Origin of the sequence: Kribbella pratensis, assembly GCF_004366075.1 — a bacterium.
GTDB classification, from domain to species: domain Bacteria; phylum Actinomycetota; class Actinomycetes; order Propionibacteriales; family Kribbellaceae; genus Kribbella; species Kribbella pratensis.
In genome coordinates, this window is sequence record NZ_SODU01000002.1 from 222,667 (window position 1) to 248,443 (window position 25,777).

Consider the following 25,777-nt stretch of genomic DNA (forward strand, 5'->3'; position numbering starts at 1 on the left):
GTGTCCTCTCAGAACTGGCCCAGGGCGAGGCCCCGGGAGAAGAAGCGTTGGGCGGCGAGGAAGAGGATGACCGTGGGCAGCGAGACGAGCAGGCCACCTGCCAGGACGGTCGGGAGCGAGGCCCCGCCGTACGTGCTCTGCAGGCCGGTGAGGGCCGGCATGATCGGCCGGACCGAGTCCGACTGGCTCAGGGTCAGGCCGAGCAGCAGGTCGTTCCAGACGAACGTCGCCTGCAGGATGAAGATCGCCGCCAGCGCCGACCCCGCCATCGGCAGGTAGATGCTGCGGAAGATCCGGAACAGCCCGCCGCCGTCGACCACCGCGGCCTCGAACACGCTGCGCGCGATCCCGGTGAAGAAGTTCCGCATCACGAATGCCGAGAACGGCACGCTGATCGCGGTGTAGACGATGATCATCCCGATCCGGGTGTCGTACAGCCCGGAGTTCGCGTACCCGGAGAACAACGGCATCAGGATCATCTGCAGCGGGAAGATCGTCCCGCCGAAGATGAACACGAACCACAGGAAGCCGCGCTTCAACCGCAGTACGACGATCGCGTACCCGGCCGCAGAGCCGATCAGCACCGCGACCACCGGCGCGATCACGCTGTACATCGTGGTCGCGACCAACGTGTCCCCGAGCGCCGCCTTGCTCCACGCGTCACCGAAGTTCGCGAACAACGAGAACCCCGCCGGCTTCCACACCGTCTTCGCGTCGTACCCGTCGACGGACTTGGACGCGTTCACGACCAGGAGATAGATCGGCGCGAGCCAGATCAGCCCGAGTACGACGAGGATTGCGGTCTTAACCCTGCTCACGCGCGTCCCCCAACTGGTAACGGAGGTAGAGGATCGAGGCGGCGAAGGTGACCAGGCTCAGGAACAGCGCGATCGCCGCACCCTGTCCGTAGTCGTTCAGCACGAACGTCTCCTTGTACATGGACAGTGCCAGCGTCTCGGACGACGTACCCGGGCCGCCTTGCGTCATCACCCACACCACGTCGAACGTCTTCAGGCTGCCGACGATCGAGAGCCCGATGACCACGGTGGTGATCGGGCGGAGCTGCGGCCACAGGTGGTGGCGGAACAGGCTGAACCCCTCCGCGCCGTCCAGCCTCGCAGCCTCCAGCGGCTCAGCCGGGATCGACTGCAGTCCGACCACGAACAGCAGCGCGTTCACACCCGCTGCCTGCCAGGTGACCGCGACGATCATCATCAGCGTGTTGCCAGGACCTGCCTGCAGCCAGCCGGTGTGGGCACCCGGGAGCCCGAAGAACCCGAGTGCCTGACCAAGTGCGCCGTCCGGCTGCAGTACGAAGCCCCAGATGACTCCAACGGCCACACCGGAGATCGCGTACGGCAGCAGGAACGGCAGCCGCAACCACGTGCCCCACTTGTGCCCGTAGGTCAGTACGGCGATCAGTAGGCCGAGCGCCACGGGCAGTGTCACCATGCCGACCACCCACAGCAGCGTGTTGACCAGTGCGCCGATCAGATCGGGGTCACTGAACATCGCCTTGTAGTTGGCCAGCCCGGACCACACCGGTGACGCCAGGCCGTCGTAGTCGGTGAAGCTGACGTACGTCGTCCACAGGAACGGCAGGTACAACAGGAGTGCTACGACCGCTACAGCTGGTAGGCCGAACAGGGGCGCCTTACGCGCCCCCGTCCGGTCAAGGGCCTGATTGCTCACTTCTGCTTGGCCCAGTACGCGTCCGCCTCGGCCTGGATCTTCTGCAGGCCCGGCATCGGGTCACCGGGCTTGGTCACGAACGCGCCGAACACCTCCAGCGCCTTGTTCGCAACCGGCACGGGCGTCGCCTCGAACCACCGGTTGATCAGCCGGTACCCGTCGCCGCCGACGTCCTTGTTCAGCTTCGACAGCGCCGGGTCCTTGACCTCGGCCTTCGGGTTGAACGACAGGTCGCCGCGGGAGTTCGCCCAGGCGGTCTGCGCCTGCGGCGTGACCCACCAGTCGGTCCACTTCTTCACCGTCGACGCGTGCTCGCCGGCCGCCGCCGAGCAGACCGGGCCGGTCTCGAAGATCATCGAGGTCTTGGGCAGGTCCGGGTTCACGTTCGGGATCACGAAGAAGTCGTAGTCGGTGCCGGCCTTCATCTTCAGCGTGTTCAGGTTGCCGCTGAACCAGGTACCGAAGTTGATCATCGCGACGTCGCCGTTCTTCAGCTGCGCCTGCGGCTCGGTCTTCGCGCCCGGGTCGCTGAAGTACCCGGCGTCGATCATCTTCTTCCACTCGTTCATCACCTCGACCACACCCGGGTCGGTGTACTTCGCCTTACCGGCGGCGAGCGCGTCGTACAGGTCCGGGTCCTTGCCGGCCAGCAGCGTCTCGAACCAGACGAACGAGAACAGGATGTTGGTCTGGTAGAACGGCTTCACACCGGCGGCCTTCACCTTGTCCGCCACCTGGGTCAGCTCGGCCCAGGTCGTCGGGGTCTGGGTGATGCCGGCCTTCTTGAAGACGGCCTTGTTGTAGTACATCACCCAGTAGCCGGCGTTCAGCGGGACGCAGTACTGCTTGTCGCCGTACGTGAAGTACTGCTTGAGCTGCTCGGGGATGTTGCCATCAGCAACTGCCTTGGTCCACTGGTCGGTGGTCTCGGCAACGAGCTTCTGGTCCACCAGGTCCTGAAGTTCCTTGCCGGTGTGCCAGGTGAACAGGTCGGCCTTCTCCTTGGTCCGGAACGAGGAGCGGATGAACGCGGTGTACGTGTTCGAGTCGGAGTACCCGACCGGCTCCATGCCGACGCCGATGTCCTTCTTGCTGGCCGCCCCAACCTGGGTGAACGCGTCCTTCCAGCCGCCCTTGTCGTTGTAGAACTTCAGCGAGTCGACCGGCTTGTCCTCACCCTTGGCCGGCCCTGCGGTCCCGCCACCGCCGCCTCCACAGGCAGAGAGTGCGAGCGCGCCGGCGATCACCAGGGCAGCCAGCGCCTTGCGGTTGGTGTTGCGTTGCATGTGATGCGTCCTTCCAGCTCAGGGATGCTGAAGTCGTTCGTTGATGACGGCTAGGACGCCGTCCAGGTGCTCGCGGGTGAGCAGTTCGGCCAGGTCCGCGTCGCCGGACCGTACGGCGTCGTAGATCGCGCGATGCTCGTCCAGGTCGGCCTGCCGGTCGCCGTGGATGTGCAGGATCTCCAGCTGCTCGCGGGCGTTCACGACCGTGACCGACTCGACCACCTCGGCCAGCGTCGCGTTCCCGGAGGCCTGTGCCAGTGAGCGGTGGAAGTCCATGTTCACTTCGGCCAGTTGCGCATGGTCGCCGGAAGCGATCAGGTCGGCCGCCGCATCGAGGTCCTTGGCCATCTGCTCCAGCGCAGCCTCCGCACGCGTCTGGGCCGCCAGTGCGGCAACAGGTGGCTCGATGAGGGCACGTGCCTGCAGGAGCTCCACCAACCGGTCCGGACTCGGTGCCAGCGCCAGGGGGTTGGCCAGGACCAGCCGGCCGACATTCGGACCGACGTACACACCAGAGCCGTGCCGGAGCTCGACAGCTCCGGTTGCCTCCAGTCGGCGCAGGGCCTCCCGCACAGTCGGTACGGCGACCTTGAACCTCTCCGCCAGTGACCGCACGGCCTCGAACTGATCACCCGGCGCCAGCTTGCGCTCCGCGATCAGGGCGAGCATGGACGTCGCCAGGTCGTCCAGCAGACTCCGCCGTACGACGCCTCCCGTGGTGCTCACTTGGCCGCTGCCAGCGTGACCGAGACGAACCGCGGTCGGTAGATGCTCACGTCGCCGTACAGCTCGTCGCTGACCAGGCTGTTGACGTTGTAGCTCACCAGGAGGGAGGTGCCGCGCCGCAGGTCCGGGTGGTCGTGGGAGTTGTAGGTGATGATGTTCCCGCCCGTCTCGGGGGTCTGGTACAGCTCGACCGGCTTCACCCACGGACCGGTCGGCGAGCAGGAGAAGTACCCGAGGACGCGCTTGCTGAACAGCTCGTTGGTGTCGTGCGTGACCAGCAGGTAGCCGTCGCTCCAGCGGGTCACACTGTGCTCGTTGGCGACGCCCTGGAGCACCCGGGCGGAGGCGGTCTCGTCACTGGACCAGCCCGAGCCGGTCCAGTACTCCCAGGGCTTCGCGGTCAGGTCGTCACCACGCACCCGGGCGACGTGCTGGTACTTCGCTGCGCCCAGGTCCTCGACGCCGTAGACGTACGTGTACCCGTGGTCGCGCAGCAGCCAGCCGGACCACTGCACGTTCGCACCCGACGAAATCGGAGTGAGGCTCTTCAGCTTGAACGTGGTGCTGTCGAACCGCGCCAGGTAGTTGCTGGCCCAGCGCCAGTCCCACTGACCTGTCCCGGTCTTCTCGAAGCGCAGCGCGACCACGTCGAGGTCACGGCCGGCATGGCTGGTCTGCGCTGCCCCGAACCAGTACCAGCCGTTGGACGGCGGCGGCACGAGTGCCGTCGGGTTGGTCGCCGTACCGCCCGTGACCGTCGTCAGCTTCGTGCCCTGCTGGATCACGAACGAGTTGTTGATGAACGGCGCAGTGGTCGGACGGGAGCCGTCCGGGTTCACCGGGCCGAGGAACGTGTCGGAGAAGACCCACGCCGTACGTCCACCGGGGAGCGGCACGGAGTAGGTGCTGTCCGCACCTGTCCAGCCTTTCCCGGTGTTGCTGTAGGCGTTGAGCAGCCCCTCGGGGGCGGCATGTGGAGTCGCCTGCGCGGTCCAGTTCGTCTGGACAGCACCGCAGGTGGACGACGGACTCGCAGCGGCCTGGACAGCCAGGCCTGCGGCCGTGAGTGACAGCGCGACGAGAGCAACCAGTGGACGGGACATGAAAATGATCAGATCACTTGGTCATTTTCGGTGTCAACACCTCCACCAGTTCTTCTTTCGAAGGCAGAGGGGATCAGGGTCCGATCAGGGTGTGTACCGAGCGTGGTGTCACCCGGCGGATGGGAGGATCGCCGGTATGAAGAACTTGATCATCAGGTTGCTGGTCAACGCGATCGCGTTGGCGGCGGCGAGCTGGATCGTCTCCGGAATCACCCTGCAGGGCGCGACCACCGGCAAGCGCGTGCTGACGCTGCTGATCGTGGCCGCGATCTTCGGTGTCGTGAACGCGATCGTGAAGCCCGTGGTGAAGGTGCTGTCCTTCCCGCTGCTGATCCTCACCCTGGGTCTGCTGACCTTCGTGATCAACGCGGCGATGCTGCTGCTGACGTCCTGGATCACCGGCAAGCTCGACGTCCAGTTCCACGTCGACGGCTTCTGGTCCGCGCTCTTCGGCGCCCTGATCATCAGCGTCGTCGGCATGATCCTCAACGCCGTCCTGCCGGAGAAGGCCGAAGTGCACTAGTGCGCGTCGAGATCGTTTGCACCGGGAACATCTGCCGGTCGCCGATGGGCGAGGTGGTGCTGCGCGCCAAGCTCGCCGAGGCCGGTCTCGACGACGTCGAGGTGACCAGCTCGGGCACCGGCGGCTGGCACGTCGGCGACCGGATGGACCCGCGCGCGGCGGCCGCCCTCCGGCGCCGCGGGTACGACGGCAGCGCGCATCGGGCCCGCCAGTTCGAGCGCGCCGGGGACCCGGATCTGATCCTCGCGATGGACTCGAGCCACCTCGACACGCTCACCCGGTACGGCGCCGCGGCGCAGTTGTTCGCCCGCGACGACGTACCCGATCCGTACTACGGCGAGGACAACGGCTTCGACGACGTCCTCGCCCAGATCGAGAAGGCGGCCGGCCAGTGGGTCGACCGCCTCCGCAACAAGTCCTAAGCCTGACCGATCTCCGACTTCAGGGTGACGAACCAGTCGGCGGTCGGGTCGAACTCCTTGCCGCCGGCGATCCGCGGGAACTCGATCGCGCGCAGTTCGTCGCCGCGCTCCTCGTCGTGGCCGACGACGCCGGACTCACCGCGCAGCGCCGCGTCGACCGCGTAGTCGGTGCACTCCTTGATCAGCGCGAGGTCGCGGTCGTTGGCCGCGGCAGAGCGGCTGAAGTACCCGCTCTTCTGCACCATCGTCTTCTCCGCACCGATCCGCTCGGCGAACTGCTTCGCGAACCAGGCGCCCGGGTTGATGGTGTCCAGCTTGACGTGCCCGAACGGGTCCCGGCCGACCTCCTCGCCACGGGCCTCCATCTCCGCCACGATCGACGGTACGCCGGCACCCTCGGACAGGAAGATGTTGACGCAGTCCTCCTCGTCCATCACCTTCCGCAGCCGCTCCGCCTCGGCATCCAGGTCGATCGTTGCCTCCGGCACGTACACGGCGTGCACCGACCAACCGGCCTTCTCCAGGCCGATCCCCGGGTTCCACTCCTGCTCGTCGACCCACTGCTGGTACACCTGCGCCGTTGCCGCGGTCAACCAGCCGCAGTTCCGCCCCATCACCTCGTGGACGATCAGCATCCGCGGGTTCGAGGTGTGCTCGGCGATGATGTTGCGGGCGAACAGCGCGCCCTGCTCGGCGGCGGTCCACGCGCCCAGGCTCTGCCGGATCGGGATCACGTCGTTGTCGATGGTCTTCGGCAGGCCGACCACGGTCAGGTCGTAGTCGTGCTCGTGCAGGTACGCCGCGAGGTCGGCGGCCGTGGTGTTGGTGTCGTCACCGCCGATGGTGTGCAGTACGTCGACGCCGTCCGCGACGAGCCGCTCGGCCGCGACCTGGAGGGCGTTCTGCCCGTCCTGGATCAGGCCGCGCTTGACCAGGTCGGCGGTGTTGGTCAGCTTCACCCGGCTGTTGCCGATCGGGCTGCCGCCGAACTTGTGCAGCACGGACGCGTTCTCCCGCACCTCCGGCGTCACGGTCCGGAACCGGCCGCTGAGCAGGCCGTGGTACCCGTTCAGGTAGGCGATGATCTCCACGTCGGGCGCCACCTCGGTGTAGCGCTCGATCAGCCCGCCGACGGCGGACGACAGGCAGGGCGCGAGCCCGCCGGCGGTGAGCAGGGCAACTCGGCGGACAGACTTGTCGGCAGCCATGGTCCAGGTCCTTCCGGATACGTCGCTGAAATCGCCACCAGACTAGTGATGCAGACCACTCTCAGCGGTGGTTGGGGTTCAGTCTGCGGACAGCGGCACGCTGCGTGGCGGCACCGGCGTGGAGACCACGAACGAACTGGTCGTCTGCCCGTGCACCTGGAACCTGTCCAGCACGCTTTCGAGCGCGGGGATCTCGGCTACCTGGACGCGGATCAGGAAACAGTCCTCGCCGGAGATCCGATGACACTCGACGACCTCCGGGGTGCGCTGGGCCAGCGCGACGATCTTCGGGATCTGCCCCGGCCCGGGCCGCAGCCGCACCCAGGCGGCGACCGGACGGCCGAGCGCGGCCGGATCGATGTCGACGCGGTACCCGCGGATCACGCCGGACTCCTCCAGGCGCGCGACCCGCTCGCGCACCGTCGGCGTCGAAACCCCCAGCCGGCGGGCAAGCTCCGTGGTCCGTAGCCGGGGGTCGGCTGTGAGCTCGTTCAGGATCCGAATATTGAGCTCATCCAGGATCTGACTTCTCGTTTCGGTAAGCAAGACCGCCTCCTAGGCTCCGATCCGTTATGGATCCTCGCACATCTCGTTCCTACTCTAGTGAGGGTGACAACCCTTACCGAAGCTCCGCCGCGCGCCGGTCGTCTCGCCGCGGGCGCCGCCGCCGTCACGGTCGTCCTGTGGGCGTCGTCGTTCGTCGCCATCCGCCACGTCGGCACCGAGATCTCCGCCGGTGCCCTGTCGCTGGCCCGGCTCGGGCTCGGCAGCATCTTCCTCGGCGCCCTCTTGCTGAAGCGGCCACGGCCTTCCGTACGTCGTTGGCCGACGAAGCGCGACTGGCTGCCGCTGATCGCGTGCGGCGTGCTCTGGTTCGGCGTCTACAACCTGGCGCTCAACGAGGCCGAGCGGCGGCTCGACGCAGGTACGGCTGCCATGCTCGTGCACATCGCGCCGCTGCTGATCGCCGTACTCGCCGGAGTCGGTCTCGGTGAGGGCTTCCCGCGGCAGCTGGTGATCGGCGGCTTGGTCGCGTTCGCCGGCATCGTCGTGATCGGTACGTCGACCTCCAGTGGCCGCGCCGAGACGTGGGGCGTCGTGCTCTGCGTCGTCGCCGCGATCTCGTACGCCGTCGGCGTGGTCACCCAGAAGCCGCTCCTGAGCCGTCTCCCTGCTGCAGAGGTCACCTGGCTCGCCTGCACGATCGGAGCGGTCGTCTGCCTGCCGTTCGCGCCCACACTGGTCGAAGAGGTCCGCTCCGCCGACGCGGCGACCATCTGGTGGATCGTCTACCTGGCAGCATTCCCGACTGCGCTCGGGTTCACCACGTGGGCCTTCGCGCTCCGGCGTACGAGTGCTGGACGGATGGGAGTCACCGTGTATGCGGTGCCGGTGGTCGCGATCGTGCTGGGTTGGCTGCTGCTCGGTGAGACTCCGACGGTGCTGGCGTTGGCCGGTGGCGCGCTGTGCCTGGCCGGGGTCGCTATCTCGCGGAGAAGGACTTCATGAAGTTCGGTGTGTTCGTTCCACAGGGCTGGCGGATGGATCTGGTCGAGCTGGACGACCCGGTCGAGCAGTGGGAGGCCATGACCGCTGTAGCCAAGGCAGCCGACGCAGGTCCATGGGACTCGATCTGGCTCTTCGACCACTTCCACACCGTCCCCGAGCCCGCCCGCGAGACTGTCTTCGAGATGTGGACGACCACGGCCGCCCTGGCGCGTGACACGTCGCGGGTGAACCTGGGCCAACTGGTCGGCTGCAACGGGTACCGCAACCCGGCCCTGTTCGCCAAGATGGCCGCCACCGTCGACGTCGCCAGCCATGGCCGCATGTACGCCGGAATCGGTGCAGGCTGGTCGGAACACGAGTGGAAGGCGTACGGCTACCCGTGGACGAGCCAGAAGGAGCGGATGGGCTCGTTCGTCGAGTCTGTCGAGCTGGTGCATCGGTTGTGGACCGAGGACGACGTGGTGTTCCAGGGGCAGTACCACTCGGTCGACAAGCCGTACGTCGTCCCGCGGCGCAAACCCAAGCTCTGGATCGGCGGCGGGGGCGAACGCGTCACATTGCGACTAGTTGCAAAGTACGGCGACGCCTGCAACTTCGGCACCGGCCGGGTCGAGGTGATCGAGCAGAAGCTGGCGATCCTCCGGAAGCACTGCGAGGAGGTCGGCCGCGACTACGACGAGATCATCAAGTCGACCAGTCTGAACGTCTTCCCGATCGAAGCGGGTGCCGATCCCGTGACTGCGACGGCCAGGGCACGTGGTCGGTACAGCCTGCAGGAGTTCCTGGAGATCGGCTCCGGCGGCACCTCCCACGTCCTGGCGGAGATGGTGACGACGAAACAACTGACGGAACATGTCGAGCGGCTGGCGGCGGCGGGGATCGACTACGTGATCTCCTACATCCCCGGCGTCGCCTACGACCGCGAACCGCTGCAGCGGTTCGCGGAGGACGTCGTACCGCAGTTCAGCTGAGTGACCGCAGGTGCTGGTGGATCCCGCCGTACACGGTCGCTCCCGGCAGGAGGCGCTTCGGGATCTTGGTGACAACGCTGTAGTTGACGTCCACGACGTTGGCCAGTGGGACCTCGCTGACCTGACTCAGCAACTGGTACGCGTCCAGCTTGTCGAGTCCGTAGAGATCACCGAGCCAGTGGACCATGTCCACCTGCCCGGCCCGCCACGCGTCTTCGAGCGGCCGGCCCGACCCGACCACTGCCAGGTACTCGTCGTTCTCGATCCGGGGCCAGACCGGGCCGGCCGTCTTCAGCAGCTCGACGATCATCACGACGTTCATCGCGCCCTCGACGGCGGTCCCGCACGACTCGCCCTCGCCCTGGCGGTAGTGACCGTCGCCGACCGAGAACAGCGCGCCGTCGACGTTGACCTTGAGGTAACAGGTCGCACCCGCGCGCATCTCGGGTGTGTCCATGTTGCCGCCGAACATCTCCGGCACCAGCGCCGAGCGCGCCTCGCCCGCGGCCGGCGCGACGCCGACCGTTCCGAGCATCGGCTCCAGCGGCAGCGCGATCTCCAGCTCACTGGCCTGCGCCTGGAAACCGACGGTCTGCTTGTCCGAGTCGACCTCGTAGATCCAGGTCCGCTCCGGCAGCGGGTCCTGCAGCGTCGCCGTCCGATCGGTGCTGGTCAGGCCGCCGAAGTACGGGATCGTGGCGGAGACGCCCCAGCTCCGGGCGGGCGTGAGCTCGACGAGGTGCAGCACCAACGTGTCTCCCGGCTCGGCGCCTTCGACGTAGAAGGGCCCGGTCTGCGGATTCACGAACGGCATCTGCAGCGAGGCGCCGGCGAGGTCCGTCGTACTGCGCAGGCGGCCGCAGTACGCGTCCTCGGTCCACAACCGGAGCATGGTCCCGGGCTTGATCCGGCGGACGGGCGGCACGCCGCCGAAGGTCCAGGCGTAGTCGTCGGGTTCTGGGGTGAATTCGAGGACGTCCACGTCAGGCAACTTAAAGTGTCCGGTAGGGCTTGTGCGAGGGATCAGCGGGTTCTCAGGCGATTCTCACAGAAGCGACCTAGTCTCGGTGACGGAACTTCGAGCGAAGCGGGGCAGACGATGCGGGTACTGGTGGTGGACGACGACCGGGCGGTCCGGGACTCGTTGCGCCGTTCGCTGGAGTTCAACGACTTCGAGGTCGTGACCGCGTCCGACGGTGCCGAGGCGCTCGCGGTGATCGGCAACGTCGAGCCGGACGTCGTGGTGATGGACGTGATGATGCCGCGGCTGGACGGGCTGGAGACCACCAAGGCCTTGCGGGCCGCGGGCAACAATGTGCCGATCCTGGTGCTCACCGCGCGGGACGCGGTCGCGGACCGCGTCGACGGCCTGGACGCCGGCGGTGACGACTACCTGACCAAGCCCTTCGCCCTCGAGGAGCTGCTGGCCCGGCTGCGCGCGCTGCTGCGCCGCAGCAGCACCCCGGGCGACGGCGGCCAGCGCGGCGAGGTGCTGCAGTACGCCGACCTCGTGGTCGACGTCGACGCGCACGAGGTGCATCGCGGGGACGTGGCGATCCAGCTCACCCGGACCGAGTTCTCCCTGCTCGAGCTGCTGATCCGCAACCCCCGCCGCGTGCTGGAGCGCGCGGTCATCCTGGACGCGGTCTGGGGCTACGACTTCCCCACCACCGCCAACTCGCTCGAGGTCTACGTCGGGTATCTGCGCCGCAAGACCGAGGTCAACGGCCTGCCTCGCCTGATCCACACCGTCCGCGGTATCGGGTACGTGCTGAGGGACACCCCGCCGTGAGTGAGCAACGCCCCGAGCAGTTCCCGTCGTACGCCGACCGTTCGCAGCAACCGCAGCAACCGCAACAACAGCCGCAACCGCCGACGCAGTCCCGGCCGCCCGTTGCCAGTAGCAACGGCAATCGTGTCGCGGCGACCGCTGCCCGGACCCAGACGTGGTGGAACGAGACGCTCCACAAGCTCACGCTGCATGCCCGCGTGACGTTGCTCGCGGCGGTCGCGGTCGGCCTCGCGGTGGCGATCGTCAGCATCGCGGCGTACGTCACCGTGCGCCAGCAGATGTACCAGAACCTCGACAACAGCCTCACCCAGCGTGCTGCCCAGGCCGCGAAGAAAGGCGTCCTGACCGATCTCACGATCCTGCAGGGTGTGCCGTCGGACGCTCTCGGCCTGAGTGACATCCGTGTGGGCGTGATCAGCGCCGAAGGGCAGCAGTTCGGGCCGCCGAACAGCCTGCTGCCGCCGATGGGCCAGGACGAACTCCAGGTAGCGCGCGCCCAGGGGAACGAGGTCAGCCTGCGGACCGTCGGCGTACGCAACGTCGGCTCGCATTTCCGCGTGGTCGCCGTCAGCGCGAGCTACTGTCCGCAGGGCCTGAGCCAGGCCTGTCGGGCGGAACCGGAGAACTACCTCCAGCCCGGGGCTCTGGTCGTCGGGCAGTCGTTGGGGCCGATCGATCAGACGCTGCACAACCTCGGCATCGTGCTGTGGGCGTTCGGGCTGATCGGCGTGATCGGGGCGGCGCTCGCGGGTAACGCGGTCGCGCGGTCCGGTCTGCGGCCGTTGGCGCGGCTGACCGGAGCGGCGGAGCACGTCGCGCGGACCGAGGACCTGAAGCCGATCCCGGTGACCGGGACCGACGAGATCTCCCGGCTGGCGATGGCGTTCAACGCGATGCTCGGCGCGCTCGCGCAGTCCCGCGATCGGCAGCGCCGGCTCGTCGGCGACGCGGGCCACGAACTGCGTACGCCGCTGACCAGCGTCCGCACGAACCTGGACCTGCTCGCCCAGGCGGACAAGCGCGGCGGCCTCCGGCCAGAGGATAGGCAGCAACTACTGGACGACGTACGCGCGCAGATGGACGAGCTGACGCAGCTGATCGGCGACCTGACCGAGCTGGCCCGCGACACCCCGCAGGTGCGGAACGCGGAGCTGATCGAGCTGTCCAACCTGGTCGAGGACGCCGTTATCAAGGTACGGCGTCGTGCCCCCGGACTGGAGTGGCACGTCCAGCTCACGCCGTTCCCGGTCTGGGGTGACGAGCGGCTGCTCGGGCGCGCGGTCACGAACCTGCTCGACAACGCGGCGAAGTACAGCGTTCCTGAAGGTACGGAGCAGCGCAGCGACGGACAGCCCGTCGGCCACGTGACGGTCCGGCTGCTGGACGGCGTACTGACGGTGACCGACTCCGGGCCCGGGATCGCCGAGGCGGATCTGCCGCACGTGTTCGACCGGTTCTACCGCTCCAGCGAGGCCCGTAGCCGTCCTGGATCGGGCCTGGGCCTGGCGATCGTGAAGCACGCCGCGGAGCAGCACGGCGGCATGATCTACGCCCGCAACGTGCCCGGAGCCGGCGCGCAGTTCACCCTGTGGCTACCGCACGCGGCGACACAGACCCGATAGGACCCGGCAAGCCCGCGGACGGGGGCTCGAGTCAGCTTTCCTCGTCCGATGCGCTGAGCTCGGCGTTGATCCGCATCGCCTCGGCCAGTTGGTCCTCCAAGATGATGATCCGGCAGGCGGCGTCCAGCGAGGTCCCGTTGTCGACCAGCTCGCGAGCGCGGGCGGCCAGTCGGAGCTGGTAGCGGGAGTAGCGGCGATGTCCGCCCTCGGAGCGCTGCGGGGTGATCAGCTTCGCCTCGTCCAGGCTGCGCAGGAATCCAGGCGTGGCACCGAGCAGCTCGGCGGCCCGTCCCATCGTGTAGGCGGGGAAGTCCTCGTCGTCGAGGTTGGCCGTTGGTGTTTCAGGGTTTTCTGACATCGTTTGCTCCGCTGGCTGGCCTGGGGTCATCGCACCTCCGTGTCGAGGGCCCCGGTGCCGAAGCACCGGGGCCCTGGGTTTGGATTTTCACCATCTACTGACTCTCGAGTCAGCCTCTACTTCCGCGGTCCGCCGTGCAGGCCGGACGTCGCTGGGATCGCACAATGCGTAACCGAGAACCACCTTCCAATCACGATGGGACTGCGGTACCCGCCCGGCGAAACACAGCCACGGCGGGCGATCCTGATGATGTAGATCCACTCCTCTTCTTCAGTGTTCCGACTTCTTGTTGCACCGGCCGAGTACTGCGACTTACCACTTCACTCTTGCTGGTACTGCGACTGCGTACTGCGGTTACTGCACTACTTGACTGCGAACTACAGGTACTGCACTGAATTACAGGTACTGAACTACAGGTACTGCACTACGAACTCGTCGGCCGGGTCCTGCTGATACTGCTCGTACTGCTGGGCGGTCGTTGGCCGCCCGCGTCAGCTTCTCTTGTTCTCTCGTGGCAACAGAAGAGACTTTAGCCAGTCGATCGGCGAATGTCTACCCTGGCCAGCACAGTATTTTGTCAGCGGCGAGTTAAGAGTCGTTCCGGCAGCGCTTCCCTCTTCAGAGGATCTTCATGGAGTTCTTCGGTCACTCCGAGGGGATCTTCAGGGCCCTCTCAGGTCCGGCCGACAAAGTACGTGCCATGACCGAGAACCAGCCGCAGCAGCCGCAGAACCAGCCCGGCCAGAACGCACAGGGACCGCAGGGGCCGGAGCGGACGCAGCAGTTGCCGATGTACGGGCAGCATCAGCAGCAGCAGCACGCACCGCAAGGTGGGCAGCCGCGGCTGGACTCGGGGCCGCAAGGGCAGCGGCCGGGACAGTACCCCTCAGGTGGGAGTACTTATCCGCAGTTCGGGGCGCCGGGGACGCATCAGGGGACGTCTCCGGGCCCGAACTGGCCCATCGGACCGCAGCCGGCCACCGCCACCGCGGTGAAGCCGAAGCGCCGGGGCGGACTGGCCGCAGTGGCGCTGACCGCGCTGCTGGTCGGCGCCGCGAGCGGCGTCGGCGGCGCAGCCGTCTACTCGGCAACCAATGACCACACCACGAACACCCCGTCGGTGACCTCCCCGCTGAACGGCAGCCAGGCGGCTCCCGTGTCGGCGCCGGACGGCTCGGTGCAGAGCGCCGCCGCGAAGGTGCTGCCGAGCGTGGTGAAGATCGCGGTCGCGACCTCGCAAGGCGAAGCGACCGGGTCCGGCATCGTGATCAGCAAGGACGGCCTGATCGTCACCAACAACCACGTGGTCTCCGGGGCCGGTCAGGGCGCGAAGCTCAGTGTGATCCTGAACGACGGCCGCACGGTCAGCGCCACGATCAAGGGCACCGACCCGCTCACGGACCTCGCGGTGATCCACGCCGACGCGACCGACCTGACCCCGGCGACCCTCGGCCAGAGCGGAAAGCTCGCGGTCGGGCAGGGCGTGGTGGCGATCGGCTCGCCGTTCGGCCTGGAGGCGACCGTGACCAGCGGCATCGTCTCGGCGCTGAACCGCCCGGTGACCTCGGGCGACGAGCAGCAGGACAGTACGACGGTCTTCCCAGCAGTTCAGACGGACGCCGCGATCAATCCGGGGAACTCCGGCGGCGCCCTCATCGACCTCGCCGGCCAGGTGGTCGGTATCAACAGCGCGATCAAGACCGCCGGCGGATCGGGACAATCCGAAGGCGGGAACATCGGCCTGGGGTTCGCGATCCCGATCGACCAGGCCAAGCCGATCATCGACGAGCTGGTGGCCAAGGGCAAGGCCACTCATGCGCGGCTCGGTGTGACGGTCGGCGACGCGCAGTCCTCCGACGGGCTCACGAACGGAGCACGCCTCGGCGAGGTTACGCCCGGCGGTGCGGCGGACAAGGCCGGTCTGCAGTCAGGTGACGTGGTCACCGCTGTGGACGGTAAGGCGATCGCGTCAGGGGACGCGTTGGTCGCCGCGGTCCGTTCGCACCGCCCGGGCGATCAGGTGACCCTCACCGTCACCCGCAACGGCAAGCCCCAGTCGATCAAAGCCACCCTCGGCTCCGACAACGGGAACCCGACGGGCTGACCGGACGTCTCACCAGTAGACCGGACTGCGCCGCCCACCGAGCGGCGCAGTCCGTTTTCGTCACCCGGACAGGACCTAAGGTTCCGGGTATGAATCTGCGCGACAAACGACCGCCGATCGTGGCCGACGAGCGAACCCAGTTGGTCGGGTGGCTGGACCTGCAGCGGATGCTGGTACGGCGGAAGCTCGAAAAACTGCGGCCTGAGGACGAACATCGCGCGGTGCTCCCGAAGTCGCCGTTGATGACGCCTGCCGGGCTCGTGTCGCACATGCGGTGGACCGAGCACTGCTGGTTCAACGTGATCTTCCTGGGCGAGCCGGAGGGGACCAACCCACAGTTCCGGAAGGAACCGGAAAGCGCCGACATGCGGGTGGACGGCGTACCACTGGCGCAGCTGCTGGACGAGTTCGATGCGCAGTACGCGCAGTCGAACGAGATCACCGCGGCCCACTCGCTCGACGAGGTCGGGAAGGACCCGGACTACCAGCCGTCTTTGCGCTGGATCCTCATCCACATGGTCGAGGAGACCGCGCGGCATGTCGGGCACCTGGACGCGATGCGCGAACTGCTCGACGGCGAGACCGGGTATTACTAGAACCTGTGGAGATCCATCGGGCGGACGAGCGGTTCCGGACGGCCAGCGAGTGGCTGGACTCGCGGCACTCGTTCTCGTTCGGACCGCATTACGACCCGGCGAATGTCGGGTTCGGCTTCCTGCTCGCCCACAACGACGAGACGGTTGCCCCGGGCACCGGGTTTGAGCAGCATCCGCATCAGGATCTGGAGATTGTGACCTGGGTACTGCGCGGCGCGCTGGCGCACCGGGATTCGCAGGGGAACAGCGGGGTGGTGTATCCGGGGCTGGCGCAGCGGATGAGTGCGGGGTCCGGGATCCAGCACTCGGAGTGGAACGACGGCGGCGAACCGGTGCACTACGTGCAGATGTGGGTCCGGCCCGAGGCGTTGGATCTGCCGCCGTCGTACGAGCAGGCGGAGTTGGATCTGACGACCGGTGAGCTGATCCCGGTCGCATCGGGACTGGCCAAACATGCTTCGAGTACGGCGATCCGTCTCAACCAGCCCCAGGCCGGGATGTCGGTCGCCCGGCTCACGCCGGCGCAGACGGTCGAGCTGCCGGCAGCGCCGTACCTGCATCTGTTCGTGGCGACGGGCACGGCCGAGCTCGAGGACGCCGGTGACCTGAGGACCGGGGACGCCGTGCGGCTGACGGACTCAGGCGGGCGTCTCACCGCCGGCCCGGACGGTGCCGAGTTGCTGGTCTGGGAGATGTACTAGTCGGTCTGCTCGCTCATCGTCCAGACGTGGCGCAGGGACTGGCCGGCCACGCCCTCCGGGTTCTCGGCGAAGCCCTCGACGAACTGGCTCATGTGCTGCTGCCAGCGCTGGTCGGTCGGGTCGTTGCGCAGGTACGCGACCGCGGCCTCGAAGTCGTCGGTCACCACCAGGTGGAAGAGGTCGCGGCCGCTGCGCCAGATCGACCAGTCGCTGATCCCGGCGGTGTGCATCGCGGTGATCAGCTCGGGCCAGACGCGAGCGTGCTCGAGCTCGTAGGCCTCTTCGGTACCGGGAATCAGGCGGCTGTGCAGAGCAAGGCGGGTCACAAAGGAGCAGAATACGCCTGGCGGCGCGCCGCTGGAACGCGGTTCCAGAATCCGGGTCCGCCGATTCGCGCAGCGTCTCGCTCCCGATTCACCCACCCTCTGACGCCAACTCCCGAGCGGGTGCGCGCGTCGTACTTGGGTGGGTTGAGTAGTTTCGCCCTCGTGGTCGGGTAACCACACGCCGAAGACTGTGCCCCGGTGTCCATCCGTCGTCGTGCGAGAGTTGGGATTGTGAAGCGAACCACTGCGATCGTCTGCCTGAGTACTCTGCTGATCACCGCTGGTTGTTCGGACAGCAAGTCCGGCGGCGGTGGGAAGTCCGGGAGCGACGAGCAGCAGGCGTCCGGCGCCGTCATCAAGCAGTTCGCCGACGCCTGGGTGAAGGCGTGGGCGCCGAACGGGAAGCCGGACGCGGCCGGGGCGCTGACCGACAACCCGACGGTGTTCGCCAAGCGGCTCGACGACGTCGACACCGCGCTGGTCGCGAGCACCGTGACCGTCACCCCGCAGGGCGATCCGAAGTGCACCGACGGCAACTGCACCCAGGAACTGGCCGTCGAGGCGCAGCTGCGCGGTATCGGCGCGATGAAGTGGACCAGTACGGCGACCGCGGTGAAGACCGGCGACGCGTGGAAAGTGAAAGCGTCGGGCGACACGATCTACCCCGGTCTCGGCGACAGCAACTACCTGAAGCGGGTCCGCACGCTGCCGGCCCGGGCCTCGATCCTGGACCGCAACGGTGTCGCCCTGACCGCGAACCGGCCGGTCGTGATCGTCGGCGTTGCCGCGGGCACCAAGGCGACGGCAGCGACGTACGCCGCGTTCACGAAATACCTCGACGTCGACGGCGCGAAGCTCGCCGCACGGGCGAAGGCCGCGCCGGCCGGGCAGTTCGTGGACGCGATCACGATCCGGGCCGAGGAGTGGGAGGCGCTCCGGCCGACGATGAGCAAGCTGCCCGGGGTGCTGACCATGGGCGGCACACAGTCGCTGCCGCCGACTTCGACGTTCGCCCGGTCACTGCTCGGCACCATGAAGACCGCGACCGACGAGACCCTGAAGAACGCGGGCCCGACCGCGTCGGCACAGGACCAGGTCGGCACGACCGGCCTGCAGTACGCGTTCCAGCAGCAGCTCGCCGGTACGCCGGGCGGCACGGTCGCGCTGCGGGACGGCAAGACCAAGCTGACGATCAAGACCGTCTTCAGCCAGAAGGGCACCGCCGGCAAGCCGGTGAAGACCACCCTCGACACGAACATGCAGAAGGCCGCCGAGGCCGCGCTGGCGACCAGCAAGCTGCCGGCCTCACTGGTCGCCGTCCAGGCGTCGACGGGACAGATCCTCGCCGCGGCGAACGGGCCGCAGGTGGCCAGCTACAACCGCGCCTTCCAGGGCCGGTACGCACCGGGCTCGACGTTCAAGATCGTCACCTCGGCGGCGCTCCTGGGCAGTGGGCTGACCGCCGCGACACCGCTGCCGTGCACGAACACGATCAACGTGTTCGGCAAGACGTTCAAGAACTACGACGCGCTGAAGGCGTACGGCAACGGCACGATGCAGCAGGCGTTCAACCAGTCCTGCAACACCGCGTTCATCTCCCAGCACGCGCGGCTGCCGAAGGACGGGATGACGAAGGCCGCGGCGATGTTCGGCATCGGGCGGGACCTCAACCTGTCGATCTCGGCGTACGGCGGCCAGGTGCCGGCGCCCAAGGACGACGTCGAGGAGGCCGCGTCGATGATCGGCCAGGGCACGGTCACCGCGAGCCCGCTGGCGATCGCGCTGGTCGCCGCGACGGTCGACCACGGTACGGCGATGAAGCCGGTGCTCGTACCGGGCAAGGACGCCGCCGGTGCGGCTGCCTCCCCGTTGCCCGCGGCAACTGTCGCGGCGCTGCGGACGTTCATGCGCACCACGGTCACCGGCGGTACGGCGAAGGTGCTGGCCGGCAACGGCGCGGTCGCTGCCAAGACAGGTACCGCCGAGGTCGTCGCGAACGGCAAGGTGACCACCAACGCGTGGATGGCCGGCTACCGCGGTGACGTGGCGTTCGCGGTCATCGTGGAAGGCGGCGAGTCCGGCTCGCACACCGCCGGCCCGATCCTGAAGACCTTCCTCGGCAGCTTCAGATGAGGACTTCCTGAGAGTTCGCTGAGAGCGCGCCGTCACGGGAAAATCGTCACTTAGGGTTGCCGGATGGAGAGCTTGGTTTGCCCTAAGTGCCGCGGCGCGATGCGGACGTACGAGCGCAGCGGGATCACCGTCGACCAGTGCGGTGACTGCCGCGGGATCTTCCTCGACCGGGGTGAGCTGGAGCGGCTCGTCGACGCCGAGGCGCGGTTCAACACACCGCAGCAGTCGCAGCAGCCTCGGTACGAGGAGAAGAAGCGGTACGACGACGACCGGCGCTACGACAACGACCGGCGCGACAACGACCGGCGGTACGACCCGCGGTACGGGAACCAGTACCCGCACAAGAAGAAAAAGAAGTCCTTCCTGGAAGAGCTCTTCGACTAGCGGGCGACGATCGTGCCCTGGGCGATCGCGCACAGGGCCGACGTACCGGCGTCGTCGAGCGTGGTGAGCTCGCAGGTGCACGTCGCCTGCCGCCTGCTCGAATACGCGACCTCCGCCACGGCCCGGAGCAGCACGCCCCGGGCCGGGCGGAGGTAGCTGATCGTGAAGCCACCGGTCAGCACCTCGGGGCCGAGCGCTGTACCGCCGGCGAACGTGAGGGCGTTGTCGGCCGCGTAGCTGAGTACGCCGCCGTGCAGGAAACCGTTCTGCTGCAGGAGATCCGGCCGGATGTCGAGCTCGAGCGTCGCGCCACCGTCCCCGAACGCGGTCACCCGGGCCCCGACCAGCACGCTGAACGGCTGCGCCGCCAACAACTTCTGAGCCACCTCTAACGTCAAGTCCACCACCCGCCGCACGATATGCCAGTTGATGCCGGACACCGGGTGCGGGCGGGTTTATGGTCGTGGTCGTGACGACGCCACCGGTGATCCTCCGCCCGATAACCGACAGCGAGTACCCGAGCTGGATGGAGCGCGCCGCCGCCTCGTTCGCGGCCGGAGTCGGGCCTGCCCGCGGGCTGACGCCGGACGAAGCGCTCGCGCTCGCCTACGAGCAGACCGAGCAGCTGCTGCCGGAGGGACCGGCCACCGACCGGCAACTGATCTGGATCGCGGTCGTGGACGACGAGCCGGTCGGCAGCCTCTGGATCAGCACCAAGTCGAAGGTGCCGTTCATCTACGGCATCGAGGTGGACCACGCGCACCGCGGCAAAGGCTACGGCCGGGCGATCATGCTGGCCGGCGAGGAGGAGTGCCGACGGCTCGGCCACACCCAGCTGGACCTGAACGTCTTCGGCGACAACACCACCGCGATCGCCCTGTACGACTCGCTCGGCTACACCGTCATCTCGCAGCAGATGCGCAAGGACCTCTGAAACAGGGTGGACGGCGCTTTCCGTCGCGTCATACCGTGGTCGGTGGCAGCCGCACGTCGGAAGGACCCACAGGGAGCGATGTCGACACGCCGTCGAGATAAGGGTTGATATCCGTTCAACCCCCGCGGTCGGACCGGACCGCGTAGCCGGGACGGACCACAGGGTCCGCCTGGCCGATCTCACTTGGCGTGAGCGGCCTGCGCTCTGCGCGTTTGCGCGTGGACGCTGCCCGGTCCTGACACTCTCTCGAAAGCGGTGCTTTCACGTGACGCCTGTTCACGACCTGCCGCCGGTCATCGCGGCACAAGACCTGACCAAGACCTACACCTTCCACCAGCAGCGCGCCGGACTCGGCGGCGCACTGAAGAGCCTGGTGAAACGCAAGTACGAGACCCGGCTCGCCGTCGATCGGGTCACCTTCTCCATCGGCCGTGGCGAGGTCGTCGGACTGCTCGGCCCGAACGGCGCCGGCAAGACGACCACGCTGAAGATGCTGTCCGGCCTGCTCTACACCACGTCCGGCGACCTGCAGGTGCTCGGCCACACGCCGTCGGACCGCAAGCACGACTACCTGCGCCGGATCGCACTCGTCATGGGCCAGAAAACCATGCTGTGGTGGGACGTTCCGGCGATGGAGAGTCTCCTGCTGCACAAGGACATGTACGGCCTGTCCACCGCGGAGTTCGATCGGAACGTCGCCGAACTCGCCGAGCTGCTCGAGGTCGACCACCTGCTGAACGTGCAGGTCCGCAAGACCTCGCTCGGGGAACGCATGAAGCTCGAACTGATGGCGGCCCTCGTCCACGGCCCGGAGATCCTGTTCCTGGACGAGCCGACGATCGGTCTCGACGTCGTCGCGAAGGCCCGGGTCCGGTCGTTCCTCGCCGACGTCAACCAGCTCCGCGGTACGACGATCCTGATCACCAGCCACGACATGGACGACATCGAGGCGCTCTGCTCGCGGGTGATGATCATCGACCACGGCAGGCTGCAGTTCGACGGCGGTCTGGACGACCTCGTCCGTACGGCGCAACCACGCAAGCTCGTGCGCGCGACGTACGCGAGTCCGGTCGAGACCGACCGGCTGACCGGGCTGAAGGGCGTGAGCGCGGTCGAGGTGTCCGGGCCGACGGTGAAGCTCGAGGCGGATCGGGAGCGCGCCGGATCCGTGATGGAGCAGCTGACGCGGCTGGGTCCGCTGGTCGACCTCGACGTGGCGGACGCCGATATCGAGGACATCATGCGCGACCTGTTCCTGCGCCGCAGCACACTCGGGGAGGGGTCGTGAACACACTCGTCCGCAACCTCCGCGTCGTACGGCGGATGACGGCGGCCGATATCGCGCAGCAGTCGGTGTACCGCGGCGCGTGGATCATCTTCATGCTGGCGAACATCTGCATGCCGATCATCTCGTTGCTGATCTGGCGGACGGCGCTCGCGAGCGGGGCCCAGTTGCCGGTCGACGAGCGGTACATCACGACGTACTTCGTGCTGCTCGGAGTCGTCACGATGGCGACGTCGTCCTGGATGGCCGGGTTCCTCGCCCAGGACATCCGGATGGGAAAGCTGTCCAGCTGGATGATCCGGCCGGCGTCGTTGCTGACCGGGTTCGTCGCGAACAACCTGTCGGAGAAGTTCCTGAAGCTGTTCGCGCTGGTGCCGATGATCGGCATCGTGTGGTGGATCTTCCGCGACTCGATGAACATCCCGGCCGGCCCGGGCCGCTGGGCGCTGTTCGCGATCAGCATCCTGCTCGGGGCGATGCTGGTGTTCATCATCGACATCCTGATCGCGTCGCTCGCGTTCTGGATGGACGACGTGAGCGCACTCGTCCAGGCCCGCGTGATCATCGCGAGCGTGCTGTCCGGTGCCGTCGTACCGCTGGCGCTGATGCCGGAGTGGTCGCGGGGGTTCGTCGACCACCAGCCGTTCCGCTACACGGTGTCGTTCCCGGTCGAGATCGTCGCGGGTGAGCTGACCGGCCGCGAACTCCTTGCAGGGCTGGGATTCCAGCTCGGGTACGTCGTGGTGTTCGCGGCGATCGCCCGACTCGTGTGGTCCGCGGGGATCCGTGCGTACTCGGCGGTGGGCGCATGAGCTGTATTGAATGCGCGCCTCCGGCGCGCGGGTCATGGGGCTGTGACTCCCGGTCTTCCCTCGTCGCTATGGTCGCTTCGCTCCCGCCGCTCCTCAGTCCAGACCGGGAGGCCCCATGAGCCCGCTGGATCGGACCTGGTGGCACAAGCAGTGGCGGCATCTGCGGTTGTGGCGGCGGTTCTTCGCGCAGGCAGTGGTTCGGGAAACTCATTTCCGTGCGCATTTCCTGACCACGCTGCTCGTCGGGCTCGTGCAGCTCGGGCTGGGGATCGTGCCGACGTTGCTGCTGTTCGGGTTCACGTCCGAGGTGGGCGGGTGGTCGCGGGCGGAGGTGATCGCGCTGGTCGGTGTGTTCCAGATCGTCACCGGGCTGATGGCGACGTTCGTGGCGCCGAACCTGAACCGGATGACGACGTACCTGACCGAGGGTGAGCTGGACGGCGTCCTGCTGCGGCCGGTGTCGAGCCAGTTCTACCTGACATTGCGGTGGATCAACGTCGCGGAGCTGACGAACGTCGCCAGCGGCATCGCCGTCCTGGTGATCGGGCTGGTGCAGGCCGACCTCGCCCCTGGAGTGGGTCAGATCGTGCAGGCCGTCGTACTCGTCAGCTCCGGGTTGGTGCTGCTCACCGCGGTGTGGTCGGCGATGTCGTTCCTGGCGTTCTGGCTGCAGTCGGTGAACCCGATCGGGTTCGTGTTCCTGAGCCTGATGGAGGCCGGGCGGTACCCGCTGGTGTTCTTCCCGGTCGCGGTGCGGACGTTCCTGACGTTCGCGTTCCCGGTCGCGTTCGCGACGACGTTCCCGGTGCGCGCGCTGGCGGGCGATCTCGGCTGGGAAACGGTGGCAGTCGGCGTCGGGTTCGCGGTGGTGGCAATGCTGCTGGTGCGGTTGCTGTGGCGGCGCGGGCTGCTGACGTACTCCAGCGCGTCCAGCTGATGTGGTTACCTGTCAGCTATGAGCTGGTGGCTCCTGCACGTGGACATGGATCAGTTCATCGCGGCCGTCGAGATCCGGCGGCGGCCTGAGCTCCGTGGGCTGCCTGTCGTGGTGGGCGGGTCCGGCGACCCGACCCAACCACGGCAGGTGGTCGCCACCGCGTCGTACGAGGCACGGGAGTACGGCGTGCATTCCGGGATGCCGGTGCGGGCGGCGTACAAGAAATGCCCGGACGCCGTTTTCCTTCCGTCGGACCCGGCGGCGTACGACGCGGCGTCAGCCGAGGTGATGGACACGCTGCGGTCCTTCCCGGTCGTCGTCGAGGTCTGGGGCTGGGACGAGTGCTTCGTCGGCGCGGAGACCGACGACCCGGAAGCGCTGGCTCTTGAGCTGCGGACCGCGGTTGTCGATCGGACCGGGCTGACCTGCGCGGTCGGCATCGGCGACAACAAGACCCGCGCCAAACTCGCGACCGGATTCGCCAAGGAGACGCGCTCGCACGCCGAACCCTTCGAGGGCGCCGGCCCGGCCACCGGGATCTACCGCCTCACCGCGGCCAACTGGCGCGAGGTGATGGACCACCGCCCCGTCCGCGACCTCTGGGGCATCGGCCCCCGGATGGAACGCAACCTCAGCGAGCTGGGGGTGCAGACGGTCGCCGAGCTCGCCGCGGCCGACCTGGACGTCCTGAAGAAACGCTTCGGCCCCAAGATGGGCACCTGGTACGCCGCTCTGGGCCGCGGCCTCGGCGACACCGAGGTCACCGACGTACCCCGCGAACCGGTCTCCCGCAGCCACGAGGAAACCTTCCCCGAAGACCTCGCCGACCGCCCGGCCGTGGAACGCGAACTCCGCCGCATCGCCCTCGAGGTCACCCGCGAGGTCGTAGCCGAAGGCCGCACCATCCAACGCGTCTCGGTCAAGGTCCGCTTCATCAACTTCTACACCCCCATCAAGAGCCGCAAACTCAAGACCCCCACCCAAGACCCCGAGGTCATAGCCACCACAGCCCTCGCCATCCTCGAAAAGTTCACCCTCAACCGCCCCATCCGCCTCCTCGGCGTCCGCGTCGAGTTCGTCCCGCCGACGCCCCGAGCCGCTATATAACTTTATTCTAGTAAAGTTATATAGTGGCCGGTGTGAACCAACCCGGAGATCTTCAGCTTGCGGTCGGGTGGGAGCCGTCCGAATGGGACGCGGGCGACATCCCGATGTCTCGTCGTGAGCGGGCGGAGTCGACGGGGTCCTATCTGGCGTCCGTCCCGCCTGGGATCTCGGACCTGGATTTCGACATCCCTTCGGAGGTTGCCGCCGGAGCGGAGGACGCGCTGGTAGAGATCTCCCGCTTCGACGCCGAGCTCGCCGCGTCGCTCCCGCGAGCCGATGGCGAGCTCGCGCCGCTCGCCGTCGTCCTGCTGCGCACCGAGTCGGCGTCCTCCTCGCAGATCGAAGGTGTCACCGCGGGAGCGAAAGCGCTGGCCATCGCCACCCTGAACGAGTCCTCGGGTCAGAACGCCCGGATGGTCGCTGCCAACGTCGAGGCCATGCAGAAGGCGATCGATCTGGCCGATGACCTCAGCACCGACTCGATCCTCGCCGCTCACCGGGTACTGATGCACGACCAGGCCTATGCCCATCCCGGGCGGCTCCGAGACGGTCAGGTCTGGATCGGGGGCGGGCCGACCCCACACACTGCGACGTTCGTCCCGCCCCGGCACGAGCGGGTGCCGGCGTTGATGGACGACCTGGTCGCGTTCTGCCGGCGGACCGACCTCCCGGTCCTCACCCAGGTCTCGATCGCACATGCCCAGTTCGAGACGATCCATCCGTTCAACGACGGGAACGGCCGCACCGGCCGGACTCTCGTCCACGCGATGCTGCGCCGGTCCGGCGTGACCAGGCGGCTGACCGTCCCAGTCTCAGCCGGCCTGCTCACCGACACCGATGCGTACTTCGCGGCGCTCGGCTCGTACCGAGACGGCGACCCCGTCCCGATCATCACGCAGTTCGGCCGAGCGTCGTTCGCTGCCGTCGGCAACGGCCGCCGGCTGGTCAGCGACCTCACCGAAATCTACGCCGACTGGCAGCAAGTCCTCCCGTCACGGAAGGGCTCGGCTGCCCGTCGCCTCCTGCCGCACCTCCTCAGCCAACCGGCCGTCACAATCGCGCACGTCCAGCAGCATCTGGACGTGTCACAGCCGGCCGCGCAGCGCGCCGTCGATCAGCTTGTGGAAGCAGAGATTCTGAAGCAGATCTCGACGGGGAAGCGCGACCGGGCATGGATCGCACGCGAGGTGATCACCGTGCTGGACGACTTCGCAGCGCGCTCCGGGCGCCGCGGCTGATCTCGCCG

At 67.6% G+C, this 25,777-nt stretch carries 28 protein-coding genes; 17 read left to right on the forward strand and 11 right to left on the reverse strand.

The genetic code is table 11. The features are described 5' to 3' along the window. Positions 1 to 8 precede the first annotated feature (8 nt). Genes EV137_RS15965 through EV137_RS15985 form a run of 5 tightly spaced genes read right to left on the reverse strand, consistent with a single transcriptional unit; the run spans position 9 to position 4,807 of the window. Positions 9 to 818 carry a carbohydrate ABC transporter permease gene (locus tag EV137_RS15965; protein WP_134011832.1) on the reverse strand — a complete coding sequence of 270 codons (810 nt, stop codon included), beginning with the start codon at positions 816 to 818 and terminating at the stop codon, positions 9 to 11. Continuing rightward, positions 805 to 1,692 carry a carbohydrate ABC transporter permease gene (locus EV137_RS15970; RefSeq protein WP_134129831.1) on the reverse strand — a complete coding sequence of 296 codons (888 nt, stop codon included), beginning with the start codon at positions 1,690 to 1,692 and terminating at the stop codon, positions 805 to 807. The genes EV137_RS15965 and EV137_RS15970 overlap by 14 nt, the downstream gene beginning before the upstream one ends. Continuing rightward, positions 1,689 to 2,978, reverse strand: a complete 1,290-nt coding sequence (locus tag EV137_RS15975) for an ABC transporter substrate-binding protein (RefSeq protein ID WP_134011829.1) — start codon at positions 2,976 to 2,978, stop codon at positions 1,689 to 1,691. Before EV137_RS15975 ends, EV137_RS15970 begins: the two co-directional genes overlap by 4 nt. An 18-nt stretch (positions 2,979 to 2,996) precedes the next feature. Continuing rightward, on the reverse strand, positions 2,997 to 3,704 hold the full coding sequence (locus tag EV137_RS15980) for a FadR/GntR family transcriptional regulator (RefSeq protein WP_202871011.1): 708 nt from the start codon (positions 3,702 to 3,704) through the stop codon (positions 2,997 to 2,999). Next, complete coding sequence (locus EV137_RS15985) at positions 3,701 to 4,807, reverse strand: DUF5005 domain-containing protein (protein ID WP_134129832.1); 1,107 nt, start codon at positions 4,805 to 4,807, stop codon at positions 3,701 to 3,703. Before EV137_RS15985 ends, EV137_RS15980 begins: the two co-directional genes overlap by 4 nt. 136 nt (positions 4,808 to 4,943) lie before the next feature. Here EV137_RS15985 and EV137_RS15990 point away from each other — a divergent pair, with 136 nt between their 5' ends. Both EV137_RS15990 and EV137_RS15995 read left to right on the forward strand, forming a co-directional pair. Next, positions 4,944 to 5,330 (forward strand): phage holin family protein, encoded by a 387-nt coding sequence (locus EV137_RS15990; protein WP_134129833.1) that lies wholly within the window; start codon positions 4,944 to 4,946, stop codon positions 5,328 to 5,330. After that, complete coding sequence (locus EV137_RS15995; RefSeq protein ID WP_134129834.1) at positions 5,330 to 5,752, forward strand: low molecular weight protein-tyrosine-phosphatase; 423 nt, start codon at positions 5,330 to 5,332, stop codon at positions 5,750 to 5,752. The genes EV137_RS15990 and EV137_RS15995 overlap by 1 nt, the downstream gene beginning before the upstream one ends. Here the strand turns inward: EV137_RS15995 and EV137_RS16000 are convergent. Together EV137_RS16000 and EV137_RS16005 are read right to left on the reverse strand one after the other, a co-directional pair. After that, positions 5,749 to 6,960 carry a pyrophosphate--fructose-6-phosphate 1-phosphotransferase gene (locus EV137_RS16000; protein WP_134129835.1) on the reverse strand — a complete coding sequence of 404 codons (1,212 nt, stop codon included), beginning with the start codon at positions 6,958 to 6,960 and terminating at the stop codon, positions 5,749 to 5,751. The two genes, EV137_RS15995 and EV137_RS16000, sit on opposite strands and share 4 nt — an antisense overlap. 78 nt (positions 6,961 to 7,038) lie before the next feature. Further along, the gene (locus EV137_RS16005) at positions 7,039 to 7,506 is read right to left on the reverse strand and encodes an Lrp/AsnC family transcriptional regulator (protein ID WP_202871012.1); all 468 of its coding nucleotides are present in this window, start codon (positions 7,504 to 7,506) and stop codon (positions 7,039 to 7,041) included. A 63-nt stretch (positions 7,507 to 7,569) separates the two neighbouring features. Between EV137_RS16005 and EV137_RS16010 the strand changes: the two genes are divergently transcribed. Next, a complete protein-coding gene (locus EV137_RS16010) occupies positions 7,570 to 8,469 on the forward strand; it encodes a DMT family transporter (RefSeq protein ID WP_134011821.1) in 900 nt (299 codons plus the stop codon). Beyond that, on the forward strand, positions 8,466 to 9,440 hold the full coding sequence (locus tag EV137_RS16015; protein ID WP_134129836.1) for a TIGR03560 family F420-dependent LLM class oxidoreductase: 975 nt from the start codon (positions 8,466 to 8,468) through the stop codon (positions 9,438 to 9,440). Before EV137_RS16010 ends, EV137_RS16015 begins: the two co-directional genes overlap by 4 nt. Here the strand turns inward: EV137_RS16015 and EV137_RS16020 are convergent. Next, entirely contained in the window at positions 9,433 to 10,422 is a 990-nt protein-coding gene (locus tag EV137_RS16020) for an acetamidase/formamidase family protein (RefSeq protein ID WP_134011817.1), read from the reverse strand. The genes EV137_RS16015 and EV137_RS16020 overlap by 8 nt on opposite strands. 117 nt (positions 10,423 to 10,539) lie before the next feature. On the opposite strand from EV137_RS16020, the gene EV137_RS16025 reads away from it, so the two are divergent. Together EV137_RS16025 and EV137_RS16030 are read left to right on the forward strand one after the other, a co-directional pair. Beyond that, positions 10,540 to 11,232 (forward strand): response regulator transcription factor, encoded by a 693-nt coding sequence (locus EV137_RS16025; protein ID WP_133784226.1) that lies wholly within the window; start codon positions 10,540 to 10,542, stop codon positions 11,230 to 11,232. Beyond that, positions 11,229 to 12,854 carry a sensor histidine kinase gene (locus tag EV137_RS16030; protein ID WP_202871013.1) on the forward strand — a complete coding sequence of 542 codons (1,626 nt, stop codon included), beginning with the start codon at positions 11,229 to 11,231 and terminating at the stop codon, positions 12,852 to 12,854. The genes EV137_RS16025 and EV137_RS16030 overlap by 4 nt, the downstream gene beginning before the upstream one ends. Before the next feature lie 31 nt (positions 12,855 to 12,885). On the opposite strand, the gene EV137_RS16035 is transcribed toward EV137_RS16030, so the two are convergent. Beyond that, positions 12,886 to 13,212 (reverse strand): MerR family transcriptional regulator, encoded by a 327-nt coding sequence (locus EV137_RS16035; protein ID WP_134011815.1) that lies wholly within the window; start codon positions 13,210 to 13,212, stop codon positions 12,886 to 12,888. A gap of 700 nt (positions 13,213 to 13,912) precedes the next feature. On the opposite strand from EV137_RS16035, the gene EV137_RS16040 reads away from it, so the two are divergent. The 3 genes from EV137_RS16040 to EV137_RS16050 all read left to right on the forward strand — a co-directional run bounded on the left by EV137_RS16040 (position 13,913) and on the right by EV137_RS16050 (position 16,613). Next, positions 13,913 to 15,316 (forward strand): S1C family serine protease, encoded by a 1,404-nt coding sequence (locus EV137_RS16040; RefSeq protein ID WP_134011813.1) that lies wholly within the window; start codon positions 13,913 to 13,915, stop codon positions 15,314 to 15,316. An 89-nt stretch (positions 15,317 to 15,405) separates the two neighbouring features. After that, entirely contained in the window at positions 15,406 to 15,912 is a 507-nt protein-coding gene (locus tag EV137_RS16045) for a DinB family protein (RefSeq protein WP_134011811.1), read from the forward strand. Positions 15,913 to 15,917: 5 nt separating this feature from the next. After that, complete coding sequence (locus EV137_RS16050; RefSeq protein WP_134129837.1) at positions 15,918 to 16,613, forward strand: pirin family protein; 696 nt, start codon at positions 15,918 to 15,920, stop codon at positions 16,611 to 16,613. On the opposite strand, the gene EV137_RS16055 is transcribed toward EV137_RS16050, so the two are convergent. Continuing rightward, positions 16,610 to 16,939 carry an L-rhamnose mutarotase gene (locus EV137_RS16055; protein ID WP_134011807.1) on the reverse strand — a complete coding sequence of 110 codons (330 nt, stop codon included), beginning with the start codon at positions 16,937 to 16,939 and terminating at the stop codon, positions 16,610 to 16,612. The genes EV137_RS16050 and EV137_RS16055 overlap by 4 nt on opposite strands. Before the next feature lie 231 nt (positions 16,940 to 17,170). Here EV137_RS16055 and EV137_RS16060 point away from each other — a divergent pair, with 231 nt between their 5' ends. Both EV137_RS16060 and EV137_RS16065 read left to right on the forward strand, forming a co-directional pair. Further along, entirely contained in the window at positions 17,171 to 19,072 is a 1,902-nt protein-coding gene (locus tag EV137_RS16060) for a penicillin-binding transpeptidase domain-containing protein (RefSeq protein WP_134011805.1), read from the forward strand. Positions 19,073 to 19,135: 63 nt separating this feature from the next. Further along, complete coding sequence (locus EV137_RS16065; RefSeq protein WP_134011803.1) at positions 19,136 to 19,456, forward strand: TFIIB-type zinc ribbon-containing protein; 321 nt, start codon at positions 19,136 to 19,138, stop codon at positions 19,454 to 19,456. Here the strand turns inward: EV137_RS16065 and EV137_RS16070 are convergent. Continuing rightward, positions 19,453 to 19,863, reverse strand: a complete 411-nt coding sequence (locus EV137_RS16070) for a PaaI family thioesterase (RefSeq protein WP_134129838.1) — start codon at positions 19,861 to 19,863, stop codon at positions 19,453 to 19,455. The genes EV137_RS16065 and EV137_RS16070 overlap by 4 nt on opposite strands. A gap of 62 nt (positions 19,864 to 19,925) precedes the next feature. Between EV137_RS16070 and EV137_RS16075 the strand changes: the two genes are divergently transcribed. The 6 genes from EV137_RS16075 (at position 19,926) to EV137_RS16100 (ending at position 25,769) form a co-directional block, all read left to right on the forward strand. Then, complete coding sequence (locus EV137_RS16075; protein ID WP_238175356.1) at positions 19,926 to 20,390, forward strand: GNAT family N-acetyltransferase; 465 nt, start codon at positions 19,926 to 19,928, stop codon at positions 20,388 to 20,390. Between the two features lie 265 nt (positions 20,391 to 20,655). Beyond that, a complete protein-coding gene (locus EV137_RS16080; RefSeq protein ID WP_134129839.1) occupies positions 20,656 to 21,678 on the forward strand; it encodes an ABC transporter ATP-binding protein in 1,023 nt (340 codons plus the stop codon). Further along, positions 21,675 to 22,487: an ABC transporter permease gene (locus tag EV137_RS16085; protein ID WP_134011795.1), complete on the forward strand. Its 813-nt coding sequence runs from the start codon at positions 21,675 to 21,677 to the stop codon at positions 22,485 to 22,487. Before EV137_RS16080 ends, EV137_RS16085 begins: the two co-directional genes overlap by 4 nt. A gap of 115 nt (positions 22,488 to 22,602) precedes the next feature. Further along, positions 22,603 to 23,424 carry an ABC transporter permease gene (locus EV137_RS16090; protein ID WP_134129840.1) on the forward strand — a complete coding sequence of 274 codons (822 nt, stop codon included), beginning with the start codon at positions 22,603 to 22,605 and terminating at the stop codon, positions 23,422 to 23,424. Between the two features lie 18 nt (positions 23,425 to 23,442). Beyond that, the gene (locus tag EV137_RS16095; protein WP_134129841.1) at positions 23,443 to 24,531 is read left to right on the forward strand and encodes a DNA polymerase IV; all 1,089 of its coding nucleotides are present in this window, start codon (positions 23,443 to 23,445) and stop codon (positions 24,529 to 24,531) included. 32 nt (positions 24,532 to 24,563) lie between these two features. Continuing rightward, entirely contained in the window at positions 24,564 to 25,769 is a 1,206-nt protein-coding gene (locus EV137_RS16100) for a Fic family protein (protein WP_202871014.1), read from the forward strand. Positions 25,770 to 25,777 lie beyond the last annotated feature (8 nt).